Annotated in this window: 10 protein-coding genes and 1 pseudogene; 3 read left to right on the top strand and 8 right to left on the bottom strand. The window is 64.1% G+C overall.

Annotated features, from left to right (window positions below; genetic code table 11):
* Positions 1 to 12: 12 nt before the first annotated feature.
* A complete protein-coding gene (locus tag nbrcactino_RS05570) occupies positions 13 to 429 on the top strand; it encodes a nuclear transport factor 2 family protein (protein WP_161926456.1) in 417 nt (138 codons plus the stop codon).
* A gap of 25 nt (positions 430 to 454) precedes the next feature.
* Positions 455 to 904: a DMP19 family protein gene (locus nbrcactino_RS05565; protein ID WP_161926455.1), complete on the top strand. Its 450-nt coding sequence runs from the start codon at positions 455 to 457 to the stop codon at positions 902 to 904.
* A 59-nt stretch (positions 905 to 963) separates the two neighbouring features.
* On the opposite strand, the gene nbrcactino_RS05560 is transcribed toward nbrcactino_RS05565, so the two are convergent.
* The 5 genes from nbrcactino_RS05560 to nbrcactino_RS05540 all read right to left on the bottom strand — a co-directional run bounded on the left by nbrcactino_RS05560 (position 964) and on the right by nbrcactino_RS05540 (position 7,784).
* Positions 964 to 2,475, bottom strand: a complete 1,512-nt coding sequence (locus nbrcactino_RS05560) for a TLP1 C-terminal extension domain-containing protein (protein ID WP_161926454.1) — start codon at positions 2,473 to 2,475, stop codon at positions 964 to 966.
* Positions 2,476 to 2,477: 2 nt separating this feature from the next.
* A complete protein-coding gene (locus tag nbrcactino_RS05555; protein ID WP_161926453.1) occupies positions 2,478 to 3,155 on the bottom strand; it encodes a TetR/AcrR family transcriptional regulator in 678 nt (225 codons plus the stop codon).
* Between the two features lie 40 nt (positions 3,156 to 3,195).
* Positions 3,196 to 4,158, bottom strand: a complete 963-nt coding sequence (locus nbrcactino_RS05550) for a metal-dependent hydrolase family protein (RefSeq protein ID WP_267130394.1) — start codon at positions 4,156 to 4,158, stop codon at positions 3,196 to 3,198.
* A gap of 559 nt (positions 4,159 to 4,717) precedes the next feature.
* Entirely contained in the window at positions 4,718 to 5,953 is a 1,236-nt protein-coding gene (locus nbrcactino_RS05545) for an oxygenase MpaB family protein (protein ID WP_161926452.1), read from the bottom strand.
* A 106-nt stretch (positions 5,954 to 6,059) separates the two neighbouring features.
* Positions 6,060 to 7,784 carry an HNH endonuclease signature motif containing protein gene (locus tag nbrcactino_RS05540; RefSeq protein WP_161926451.1) on the bottom strand — a complete coding sequence of 575 codons (1,725 nt, stop codon included), beginning with the start codon at positions 7,782 to 7,784 and terminating at the stop codon, positions 6,060 to 6,062.
* Between the two features lie 234 nt (positions 7,785 to 8,018).
* On the opposite strand from nbrcactino_RS05540, the gene nbrcactino_RS05535 reads away from it, so the two are divergent.
* Positions 8,019 to 8,468: an Hsp20/alpha crystallin family protein gene (locus tag nbrcactino_RS05535; RefSeq protein WP_161926450.1), complete on the top strand. Its 450-nt coding sequence runs from the start codon at positions 8,019 to 8,021 to the stop codon at positions 8,466 to 8,468.
* 103 nt (positions 8,469 to 8,571) lie between these two features.
* On the opposite strand, the gene nbrcactino_RS05530 is transcribed toward nbrcactino_RS05535, so the two are convergent.
* The 3 genes and pseudogenes from nbrcactino_RS05530 to nbrcactino_RS05520 all read right to left on the bottom strand — a co-directional run.
* Positions 8,572 to 9,528, bottom strand: a complete 957-nt coding sequence (locus nbrcactino_RS05530) for a hypothetical protein (RefSeq protein ID WP_161926449.1) — start codon at positions 9,526 to 9,528, stop codon at positions 8,572 to 8,574.
* A gap of 555 nt (positions 9,529 to 10,083) precedes the next feature.
* A complete protein-coding gene (locus nbrcactino_RS05525; RefSeq protein WP_161926448.1) occupies positions 10,084 to 10,824 on the bottom strand; it encodes a hypothetical protein in 741 nt (246 codons plus the stop codon).
* An 11-nt stretch (positions 10,825 to 10,835) separates the two neighbouring features.
* Positions 10,836 to 11,792: pseudogene (locus tag nbrcactino_RS05520) on the bottom strand (hypothetical protein); the annotation flags it as partial.
* Between the last annotated feature and the right edge of the window lie 45 nt (positions 11,793 to 11,837).

Genomic DNA, 11,837 nt, shown 5'->3' with positions numbered 1-11,837 from the left:
ACCGTCGAGGTCATGTCGCTTTCGTTGTCAGAACTCGCCGATCGCGCTGCGATCTCCGACCAACTCACCGCCTACGCCACCGCAGTCGACTCCGGACGGTTCGACGAGCTGTCCGGCGTGTTCACCCCGGACGCACTCGTCGATTACTCGGCGACCGGCGGCATCGCGGGCACGCCGGCCGAATGCGTAGCCTGGCTTGGCACGGTGCTGCCGTCCTTCACCGCGTATTGCCACTTCCTCGGCAACACCGAGTTCCATCTCGCCGACGGGACCGCCACCACGCGCACGTTGTGCCTGAACCCGATGCAGGCCGGTGACAGTGCCTTTCTGCTGGCCATCTACTACAACGATGATTGGCTCCGGACCGACGAGGGCTGGCGGATCACCCGCCGAGTGTTGGAGACGAAGCTGAACCAGACGCTGGGCTAGTGCCCGTGACGCTAGGCTCTCCCGCATGAGCACGTATGACGAACGGCTGCTCGACCTGGGGGCGAGGGCATCGGACATCATCACCGAAGCAGCGGACCTCGACGGGGATCTGCGGGACCTGGTCTACACGACCGTTCTGGCCGCGGACTTCGAGTACCAGGTGAAGAACGGCGGGTTCGAGCAACTGATCCACAACGCCGGAACCGAGCGCCTCGAGCAGTACAGCAGCCTGCTGAGCGCCGTCAACGCACCGGTGGCGCTGTCGTACTACCGGCGCGTCATCGCGCGCTGCGCGGAAGACTTGGAAGACTTCGAGCGGTTCATGGCCACCTACCCGGCAGAGCCGACGAAGCTCGGTATCGACATCATGCAGATCGGCATCGAATACCTCACCGGCGGTGTGCCTTTCGCTTCGGAGATCGGCGACTTCATGGACCATGCCGAAGCCAGCCTTCCGCCCAAGATGTCCCCCTGATCCCGACGGGGCACTGCCTCAGCGATCCGGCGCACCATTCCTAGTGCCCGTGTCGGAAACTAGCCGAGTTCGGCGACGTTGCGCCCGTCTGCGGTCTGTACCTGTACTCGGCGTCCGATGGGTTCACCTGTGGCGAGAAGATCGGCCAGCACGGCGTCTGAGGCCGAGGCGTGCGCATAACAGCGTTCACCGGAATCGTTGCGGCACACCAGGATTCCTAGGTTGTTGCCGCCGAAGGGGACGACGGTGAAGGTCTCGATCGTCGCGCCGCCGGCGAACTCGTCCACCGCGGCGACTCGGGGCTCGTCACCGACCTGAGGCGCACGCTGCCACGCCCGCGGCGTCGTCGAGTACACGCCGACCGCGTACTTGGAGATGATGCCGCCGTTGGCGGCCACCAGGCCGAGGGTGCCCGGACGTGCGCGCAGACGCTCGACGACCTCGGCGATGGCATGCATCGAGTAGTTGTTGCCCGCACCGCCGAAGTACGGCAGCCCACCGGTGAGCGTCAAGCCGCGCGGATCGCCGGCATCGAGACCGAGCGCGTCACAGGCGGCGAACACGGCAACCGGAAAACAGCTGTAGATGTCGAGGAAGTCGATGTCGCCGATGGATGCTCCTGCGGAATCCAACGCTCCCCGCAGTGCCGCGCCGGCTGCCGCCGACGATCCGAGTGACTCGCGTTCGAGCATCGGGGCTGCCGAAGCCTTCGCGTGGCCGTGCAGGAAGACCCAGCGCTGCGGATCGACGCCGAGTTCACGCGCACGGGCGACCGACGTCATCAGCACTGCGGCGCCCTGGTTGACCTGATCGCGAGCCACGAGGTAGCGCGGATACGGGTCGGCGACCAGGCGGTTCTTCTCGGTGATTTCGACCAGCTCGGCGGCCGAGCGTCGCGTCGGCGCAGCCGAGTGCTGGTTCGCCGCCGCCACTTCGGTGAACGGTGCGAACAACTCCCCCATGGCCTTCGCGTAGGCCTCGCGGGACAGACCCAGGTGGGCACGGCGAGCGTGTTCCAGCAGAGCGTATTGCGACGGCGGGCCGATCAGGCCGTGGCGAATCCCCGAAAGGGACATCATGTCGTCGAGGCCGTACCCGCGGTCCTCGAGCTGTCCGCCGCGCTCTTCACCGTGGTCGGGCGCATCGGCGCGACCGGCGAAATGCCGCGCCGTCGACATCGCTTCGGAACCGACGAGCAATACCGAATCCAATGTGCCGGAAGCGATCTGGTCGCCGAACTCGGCGACGAGGCGCTGGGGCCCGTCGCCGCCGACGACGTCGTACACGGCGTGGGTCGGCTCCATCGCGAGCCGGTCGGCGACCGACCGCGGGTAGTTGTCGGAACGGCCAAGCGGAGCAACGGCTTTCGCATGCGACGCCTCGAATTGCCGAACGCCGACGACCACTGCGCCGGCAAGCTCGGCAGGCGATACGCCAGCGTCGTCGAAGGCGCGCCGCGCCGCTTCGGCCGCCAACTCCACCGCGGACATGGCCCGGTAGGCAGGGTCGTCGAACTTCTCGGAGAACTGCCCGACGCCGATGAGGACCGGCGTCGTCGGATCGATCTGCATGGTTAACTCTGCTTCGCGCGTTCGGGGTTGACCGTCCGCTTGACCGGCTCGACATAGTCGGCGGTCACCAGTTGCGGGTCGGGTTCTAACCGGGTCAGCCCATTCCAGCACAGGTTCACCAGATGCGCGGCAACGACCTCCTTGGCCGGCTCGCGGACATCGAGCCACCACTGGGCGGTCATCGACACCATCCCGACCAGTGCCTGCGCGTACATCGCGGCAAGTTTCCGGTCGAAGCCGCGGCGCTCGAAGTCGGTGCCCAAGATGTGCTCGACCTGGCTCACCGCATCGTTGAGCAGGCTCGAATACGTCGCGTTCTCGCCGTCGCCGCTGCCCCCGCCGCGGGCGAGAATACGGAACCCATCCGGCCGTTCCTCCATGTAGGTGAGCAGCGCGAGGGCGACCTGCTGCACACGGTGCCGCGAGCGCGTCGTGGCCAGCGACGACGTGATCATCTCCAGCAGGGTTTCCATTTCACGGTCGACGATGACCGCGTAGAGCCCTTCTTTTCCGCCGAAGTGTTCGTAGACGATCGGCTTTGAGACGTTCGCGCGCTGCGCGATCTCTTCGATCGAAGTGCCCTCGTAACCGCGCTCGGCGAACAGTCCGCGCGCGACTTCGATGAGTTGCGCGCGCCGTTGGGTACCCGTCATCCGGGTGCGCGGCGGTGGCTGTGCCATGGTCGCCAGCCTAGTCGGCCCTCGAAGGGTGCGACGTCACCTACTGGTTCTTGTAGACGACCCCGTCCTTCATGATGACGTCGAAGTTCTTGCCCGGGTCGGCGATGAGGTCAATCTGCGCGAGGGGATCGCCGTTCACCAGGATCAGGTCGGCCAGCGCGTTGGGCTCGACCACGCCGAGCACTCCCGCGTACGGACTGCGCGGGCCGCTCGGGCCCAGCAGCGCCGCGTTGTCCAACGTGGCCAGGCGCAGCATCTCGGCCGAGCTGAACCATTCCCGCAGCGAGAGCAGCATCGAATTCTGTTTGGGGTTCTCGGCCGGCTCGAAGAGGAAGTCGGTGCCCCACGCCAGTTTCAGCCCAAGACGCTTCGCCGCCGGCCACACGCGGGAATTTCCTTCGACGACGGCCTTGCGCTTCTCCCTGCGCTCGGGGGCCATCGCGTCGGTGCTGGGGACGAGGTACTGTCCGCTGAGCCAGATCTGTCGTTCGGCGAGCAGTTGCAGGGTGGCGTCGTCGAGCAGTTGGCCGTGCTCGATGCACGCGACGCCGGCCTCGACGGCGCGACGGACCGCTCGCGGCGTGTAGGCGTGCACGGTGACGTAGGTGTTCCAGTCGCTCGCGGCCTCCACCGCCGCCCGCATCTCGTCGAGCGTGAACTGCGTGACGTCGATCGGATCGTAGGCCGACGACGTGCCGCCGCCGGCCATGACCTTCAGCTGGCTGGCGCCCATCCGCAGGTTCTCCCGTGCCGCGGTGAGCACTTCGTCGCGACCGTCGACGATGAACGTCGCACCGATCTCCTCGGCGCGCGACTGCTTGCCGGTGAATCGTCGTGACTTCTCGGTCGGCGCGCGGAAGTCGCCGTGGCCGGAGGTTTGCGAGATGATCGCGCCCGACGGCCAGACCCGCGGGCCGCGGGCTTGTCCTCGATCGATCGCCGCCTTTAGCGGGAAGATCGGCCCGCCGACGTCGCGCACACTGGTGAAGCCGCGCTGGAGCATCTGATCGGCCGAGGTCAGGGCGGCGCGCGCGTAGAACTCGGTGTCCTTGGACGCGTCGTTCAGATCGGGCCATGGTGGCGCTGCCGAACACGAGGTGGACGTGGTTGTCGATCAGGCCCGGCATGAGCGTGCGGCCGCGGCCGTCGATCACCTCGGCGCCCGGTCCGGCGGACTGCCCGGCGCCGATCGCGGCGATCAGATTGCCGCGCACCAGGACGTCGGTCGGTGCACCGAGGCGACCTGCCCGAACGTCGAGTACTCGTACGTTGCGGAACAACGTCTCGGTGGGCCGCACCGGCGCGGCGACCGACGAGGACTCGGTGCCAGCCGAATCGTCAGTGGAACATGCCGCCAGAAAGGCCGCTCCGAATGCGGCGGCACCCACCGCGAGGAAGTGGCGACGATTCAAGTCCACACACCGGCATTGCTTCGAATGAGAACCCTGCTCAGACACACGAATCTTCGTTCGGCGGGATCGTCTCATCGTAGGCATGCGCAGCCGCGCATGTCGCGCCGTTCGGCCATCCTCACCGCGTGCCGGATAATCGTGGGGAATAGTTCAGACGGGCAGCTTTCCGACCTCGGCGGCATCGCGGCCGAAGTGCCTGCGCATAGCGAGATCCGCCGCTGCTTTGCCGCGCCATTCCAGATAGCGGTCGCCGAGTGGAGTGCGGCCGATGATTCGATAGTTGACCGTGTTGCGGAGCAACGCGGATCCGAATGCCCATGGCAGGCGCTGCGGCAGGCGCAGGTCGCGCATGCCGCGCGGGCCGAGGAACCCCTCCAGCATGCTCAGCAGCCGTTCACGCTCGTAGCGGGCGGCGAACCTCGGGAACCGGCGATAGTCGAGGTCGGACTGAACGTCGACGAGGGCGTTGGCGAGCTGACCACCGGCGGGCGTGACGTCGGACTGGACGAGCAGTACCGCATAGCTGAGCGCGTGCTGGCTGCGTTCGTCGTCGAACAGCCAATCGTCGTCGACGCCGATGAGCCAGCCGACGTACTTCCAGAGGTGCATCAGCGCGCGTGAATCCTCCCGGCCGACCGGCACCCCGAGGGCACGAACGCCCATCAGGAGCGCCCCGGAGAACAGATTGAGCGTCGCAGCGAGGTCGGCCTGGTTGATCGGCAGTCCCCACTGTTCGCTGTCCCAGCGGCCGTTGCGCTCGAAGGAGTCGTTGACCAGTGCGTGCATCAGGCGCACGTGTACTGTCAGCTTCCACCCTTCGCCGAATCGGCGCATGCCGCCGTCCTGGGCGACGGCGATCGCCCACGTCTGCGTCTCGCCGAGGCGACGTTTCGCCGTCGCCGTCCGCAGTCCGCCGGTCTCCGCCAGCAAGTCGACCGGGCCGCCGAACCGGTAGCCGCCGATCAGGCCGAGCTGCAGGAGGACATCGCTGGCGTTGCGCCCGAACTGCCGATTCACCCGCGCACCGCGATCGCACAGCGCCAAGTCGACCCAATCCGGCGTCTCCTCAACCGTGGCGAAGAATTCGCGAAGCGCAGCCGGAGCGTCGTCGGCTACACCGTGTTCGAGCGCGGAGTGGAAGTCGCGCATGCTGACGCGCTGTGAATCGCCTTCGGGCCGCCGCATAGCGGCGACCAGCGCAGCCGCTGGCTCGTCGCGTCGCATCAGTCGCGCACCGATCATCGCCAATTGCTCGTCGGAGGGCTCGTCAAGACGCCAGTAGGTCTTCAGCATCCGGCCGATGCGGCGTCCCCGATGCGGCGCGGCACCGTACCGCTTCGGGGGCGACGAGAACGGCCGGTCGACGACGGCTTCCACAGAAGGCATGAGACGAATATACCAATTCGTCTCATGCCGGTCGATGCTTGCTGGGTCGAAGTTCTGTCGCGGCTGAGGGCGGCATCTCTAGCTGGCCACCGGCGTCGCGCGACAGCTACGCGGCCGCCTGCAACGCCGCTTCGATGGCGGTCTCGACGGGGGAAGACTCGTCTCCGGGAGGGTCGACGTCGAATAAGTGGCCGACGTCGAACGAATCAGGCCGAATGCGCATCATCGGTGGCGGCCGGGATTCAGCCGGTTCGGAATCGACTGGCTGGGATGCGGCCTGATCGGATCCCGTCGACAAGAATTCCGTCGGCTGGGACTTGTCCTGCGGCAAGAGGTCGGTTTCGGCGGAATCCGCGGCCGCAGAATCGGTTTCGGTCGCACCGTTTCCATCAACGGGATGGCCCCGCAGGAACCTCTCAGGGTGATGAACCGGGTTGGTGCGATAGGGCAGATCGGTTCCGGCTGGTCGCCATCCGATGCGACCTTGGTCCGGGCCGTCGGCGACGATCGCCGTTTCCCATTGCCCCGGTTTTGGTCCGACGTTGCGATTGTCGGGTCCGCACGCTCCGGTCAGGTCGGCGACGTCGGTCATCCCACCGTCGGCGAAATCGGCCGTGGCGTGATGAGCCTGGGTGCGGCAGAACGGTTCCGTGCATCCCGGTCGAGTGCAACCGCGATCACGCCCGAACAGCGCGATGCGCTGCGCTTTCGTCGCGAAACGTTTCCCGCGCCCGAGGTCGAGGATTTCACGGGTACGACCTTTGAATACCTCCAGCCACGGGACCGCATCGGCGGCCAACTCGACGAGATCGCCGACGGGCACCATCGTGCCTGTCGCGGTCAAGCCGATCCCGGCGTGACGCTCCAAGTCCTGGCTGTCGACGGTGACCACCAACTCGGCGGGCAACCGCTCCGGTCGGCCCAGCGCCCCGTGTCCCAATACCCAGTCCAAAGCGCGATCCAGCGCGTCGGCGTTGCGCTGCGCGGAACTGCGCGTATCGCGTTTGACCGCCTCGGCCAGCGCCTCGCGATCATGCTCGCAAAGTTCGGCTGCCGACCCGACGAGACTCTGGGCATCGTCGGGATTGTTCATCCCGGGAGCAGCCCAATTATGCAGCAGGACTTCCAATTTGGCGCGAGTGGACGGTAGGAGCCACCCCGACACCTTCGACATCAACTGAGCGTCCTGGCGCGCAATGATGAACCCGCGTTGCCGCCGCCGATCCGTGTCGTCGGTCAAGGTGCCATCGGGATCAAGGTGCGCCAGCAACCGCTGGCCAACAGGCCGCAGATCGGCCGGCGCCAGTTCTCGGGCAGCCGTCGCCATGATCTCCACCGCGGTCGCCACCTCGTCCGGTGACGCACTACGCGGGACCTTCGTCATGATCTGCTCGACCTCGTGCACGTGGTCGCTAGAGACTTCGCCCTGGGCGACCGCGGCTGCGATCGGCTCTCTCTTCGGCGGTAGCTTGTCGCCGGTCATCGAGGTGAAGACGCCGATCGCCTCGGCGACCTCGACGCGGCGTTTCGCCTCACCGTTACCCAGCCGGTGATGCTGTGCGTAGAACCGCTTGATCGAGGTTTGCCCGACCGTCCGGAACAGCTCACGGTCCGACACTTCCACCAGTAGCGCCGCATTCGCACCGTCGGCGCGGCGCCACGCGCCCTCCAGTACCTCGACCGCCTCAAGTACCTCGGCATCTACCGACAAACCCAACGGCAACGCGGCCAGCTTCCCCACCGCCGCGTCGATCACCTTGGCGAGTTCCAGCGGCGAATCCGGCAGCTCCTCAGCCATCGTGTTGTGCATATCCGCGTCGGCGTCGCTCATCGGATCCACCCCCTTCGACCCGTAATCGAATATTTGTTTCGAATATCAGTTCACATTATCATTCTGATGTGACTCGCACAACACCAATCCGGAGCCCGGCCGATCCACCGATCTAGCACTCTCGATGCCCGAGTGCTAGAAATCCGTTCTCCGCATTGGTATCTTTGGTGGTGTACAGCACGTGTGCTGCCCGTCAGGGTGGCGGGCAGCCTCGGATTCAGGAGGTGAGTTGCTGTGCTTCGTTTTGATCCATTCAGCGATGTCGATGCGCTTGCTCGTGAGCTGATGACCGGTACGCCGACCGGAAGTCGACGCGCACCCCGATTCATGCCGCTGGATCTCTACAAGGTCGACGATCACTACGTCTTGATCGCCGATCTTCCCGGCGCGGACCCCGGCTCGATCGACGTAAACGTCGACAACGGAGTCCTGACCCTGTCCGCGCAACGCACTACTCCGTCGGAAGACGGAGTCCAGTGGCTCGCCAGCGAGCGCTTCTCCGGCGCCTACCGCCGTCAGCTATCCCTCGGCGACGGCATCGACAGTTCCCGGATTTCCGCGAACTACGACAACGGCGTCCTCACCGTCACTATCCCGATGGCCGAGGAAGCCAAGCCGCGCAGGATCGAGGTATCCCACAGGGGCGGGCGACAGGCGATCGAGACGAGTTCGACAGTCACATGACGGCCGAACCGACGGTGCTGATCTGCCGGCCAACCCGATAGGAGCGAAGCGGGGCCGTCGAGTGGAATCCTCGACGGCCCCGCTTTGCGGCGTTCAGCAGCGACTACAGGGCACCGGCCTTCTGCAGCTTGGAAACCTCGTACGCGGCCGAGGCGATGCCGACCGGGGTTGCCACGACAGCGCCACCGACGATCGCGCCGGTCGTACCAATGGTTCCGGCACCGACGACACAGCCGAGGACGACCGGCAGCACGGGCACCGGGACCGTCACCTGCATGGCCACCGCGCCGATCGGGCAACCGACGACCGCGCCGGCCACGCCACCGACCATGGCGCCCACGCCGTAGGCCAGGCCGAAGTGGGTTCCCACGTTGCCGATGGCACCGTAGATCGCCTCTTCCTTCTCCTCGGCGGTCAGCGGCTTCTTCGGCCCCTCGGCCGCCGCGGGGACGCGGAAGGCAGGCTGTTGCGAGGCCGCCGTAAGCAACGGGGTGATCGCGCTGACGACTTCCCTCGGGATCATCTTTCCGGCGTCGCGCGGCAGCATTCCGGTGACGTCGCCCGGCACCATGTTGGCGAATTCACGAGGAATCATGCTTCGCACGTTCGGCGGCACCATGTCGGCCACCGGGGTCGGCGGCGTCCACGCTGCCGACGGAGCCTTGGCACTAGCGACCGGCGCCTTAGGCGTCACCGGCGCGTTGGGCGAGGCAACCTTGGACGGGTTGCCGAATACCGCGCGCCCGCTGGCGTCCTTCACCGCGACCTGACCGGGCGAGGTGCTGAACGTACCCCAGGGGGTCTTGATCTCAGCCGCACCGGCCTTCGCGTTTCCGGTGTAAGTCACACCCGGCGCAATTCCAGCACTAATAGTGTTGGGATTCTTCGGCGCCTTCTTGGCGGGTGCGGCTTCGGCCATCGATGCTCCGATAGTGATTGCCGTACCAGCCAAAACCGTGGCTGCGACGCCCTTAGTCAATGCGTTCATTTCAACCTTCTCTTCATGCCTATCGCCCACGACAAATAAGCCCGTGGCGATGCGGGTTGGAACCAGCGCCATTGCCAGATACCTGTTTATTGACGTCGTCCGAGAGGGGCTGACAGCCGATTTTCTGGATGTTGTCAGCTTGCCTTCAGCGGCGTCTCATATCGGTTTACCACGCTGTGATCCGACGGGCAAACCGAGAATTTTCGACGGACTTCATCGCCGATTCGGCCAATTGTTTACGCCAGGTAACGCGCCCAGGCATCTTTGTCCGGTTTCGCGATAACATGAACGAAATGGAAACAGCTACGCATACTAACGAAACAATGGCGTAACACGACACCTCTCACCGATCCCCTCAGGGATGAGAGATAGTGTGATCTAAATCACATGCCTACCGATGCATGACGGCCCTCCCGGGCCAGTCGCCGCAGGACAGTCGCGAGCGACTCCCAGGTTGGCGCACGGTCGTCACCCAGCCCGACGAGCAGGTTGGTTGTCGGCCACGTCGTGGATGATCCCTCCGAGATCGGCAGTCCCGGCCACCTTCAATCGAGCGGCCCGCACGAGCACTGACCAGACCTGACCCCAGCCAGCTACTCAATTGGCGATCGCTTTCAACTTGCATCTCTATCGCCCAGATAGTGCGAGCTTATTGATCGCCATAACGAACAAGGGCATGAATAGCCCTTGTTGGTCACCATCGAAACCGCTACTAATCACCTCGAGATGGGTCCCGATATCGCCGATCTGTGCGTATCCTTCGGTGCGGTAGCTAGAAATTCGACCAGACGAGTCTGCACGGATAGTCCATGACCTAACGTATACCTGGACTCCAGAGGGCAGGCCCGGCAGATCGGACAGGTCGGTCTCCATCTTCTCCGAGGACATCGCACCGCTTAAATCAGTCATCGTACGAACCTGACACGCTGAGCCGATTTGCTTCTGCACGCCAAAATCACGCTCGTCATGAACTATACGCTGAGTAGACTGCGCACCATCGCGAAGCGCAGGCTGATAGAAGAGCATAGCGGACTGAGGGAACTCCATAGCTCGTCTAATACCTGCAACGATTATAGTGTGACACTCGCCAGGCTCCGACTGTACAGTTTGCTCTCGCTTGAATCGCTCCACGAAGGGAGTGAACGGGTTGGTCATCGATACCGCGCGATACCCACGCGGGAAGTCGTCGACCGTGAGAAAGAGGGCTTGGTCAGATGCAATCGTGTTGTTCGCCGTAGACGTGGGCAAGTCGACGTCCGGTTCACCACCTGAATTCGCTTGAAACGAATACACGCCGAACGATAATGCACCTACCAATGCGACGACCAGCAGAACAATCCCAATATGGAAGCGTCGAAGTCGGAGCATCGTGAACCTTCTTACGCCCCTGGGCGAGGAGCCTGTACTCCGTAGCGATCCTGAAGCACTCGAACTTGCTCCGTGCTCACCTTGTGCCATTCCGGGTGAGGCGATAATGGAATCTCGTTAATCGTTGCTGCAGTTGATCGCGAGGCAGAGTAGTCATATTGATACTCAATCTTGAGGTACTGCTTTCCATTTATGGTCACTTCACGCATACTCGTCGGCGTGGCCCCGTCTGCTCGTAGCCGAGTCGATTGATAGACTTTGATATCGATTTCTTTTTCCTGCTTAGGAAAGGGAATAGTGACCTTATCTGGCCGCCCTTTCGGAGCGTCCTTCGGATTCAGAGTGTCCGACCAAGGTCCAGTCACCCCACGATCGTAGGGACCGAATCTTACGCCTCGCGCATAGTGGCGACCCAAATCGGTTCGCGGGTTCGAAGGGTCGTCGTGCCACCCTTTCGGCAACTTCATTGGCACGTAGCGGACCGTTCCTAATGGATCGTACATGGAACTTTTCTTCTTGGCCGCTTCGTCAACTTGCGCGGCAGGCATGCCCGGGAGTCCACTCACAGGGCGAGAGTCGGGCGAGGACGGTCGGACTTGGTCCAATGGAATCTGACCAGTCGCCCCTTCGATTGCGATCGCGAGATTGCGATCAGCTTGATTGGCATCTTGCATCAAGATATTGACCTCGTGCTGGTATCGCTCTTTAAGCGCCCGTCGCGCAGCGGCGTCCAGCGCGGCACCGGTAGATCCCAGCTCCTCCGCCAGGCTCACCCCTTTGGGATCACTGACCATTCCGTTGCCATCATCCAGAACCATTCCCGATCCGGTTATCGCTCGTTCTAGGTTGTCAAGACGCCGCCTGATATCCCGAATCTGATTGACGGCCTTCTTTGCGAGCACGCCGACCTCCGCGACCACGTTGCCGTGTGCATCGATATCCTTCCGATGCCCTTTGCCCGCGTTCCTAGTGGCGCGTGTCGTTAATCATTGAACAGTTTGTTTGCTGCGAGA

The sequence above is a fragment of the Gordonia crocea genome, assembly GCF_009932435.1.
GTDB lineage: Bacteria > Actinomycetota > Actinomycetes > Mycobacteriales > Mycobacteriaceae > Gordonia > Gordonia crocea.
Note: the sequence above shows the minus strand (reverse complement) of the source record. Positions and strands in the feature narration are given on the sequence as shown.

What these genes read in the sequence shown, in the direction of transcription:
- nbrcactino_RS05545 (WP_161926452.1), bottom strand. Translation starts at nt 5,953, where the DNA reads ATGCCTTCTGTGGAAGCCGTCGTCGACCGGCCGTTCTCGTCGCCCCCG.
- nbrcactino_RS05530 (WP_161926449.1), bottom strand. Translation starts at nt 9,528, where the DNA reads ATGGCGCTGGTTCCAACCCGCATCGCCACGGGCTTATTTGTCGTGGGC.
- nbrcactino_RS05555 (WP_161926453.1), bottom strand. Translation starts at nt 3,155, where the DNA reads ATGGCACAGCCACCGCCGCGCACCCGGATGACGGGTACCCAACGGCGC.
- nbrcactino_RS05540 (WP_161926451.1), bottom strand. Translation starts at nt 7,784, where the DNA reads ATGAGCGACGCCGACGCGGATATGCACAACACGATGGCTGAGGAGCTG.
- nbrcactino_RS05560 (WP_161926454.1), bottom strand. Translation starts at nt 2,475, where the DNA reads ATGCAGATCGATCCGACGACGCCGGTCCTCATCGGCGTCGGGCAGTTC.
- nbrcactino_RS05525 (WP_161926448.1), bottom strand. Translation starts at nt 10,824, where the DNA reads ATGCTCCGACTTCGACGCTTCCATATTGGGATTGTTCTGCTGGTCGTC.
- nbrcactino_RS05550 (WP_267130394.1), bottom strand. Translation starts at nt 4,158, where the DNA reads ATGCTCCAGCGCGGCTTCACCAGTGTGCGCGACGTCGGCGGGCCGATC.
- nbrcactino_RS05565 (WP_161926455.1), top strand. Translation starts at nt 455, where the DNA reads ATGAGCACGTATGACGAACGGCTGCTCGACCTGGGGGCGAGGGCATCG.
- nbrcactino_RS05570 (WP_161926456.1), top strand. Translation starts at nt 13, where the DNA reads ATGTCGCTTTCGTTGTCAGAACTCGCCGATCGCGCTGCGATCTCCGAC.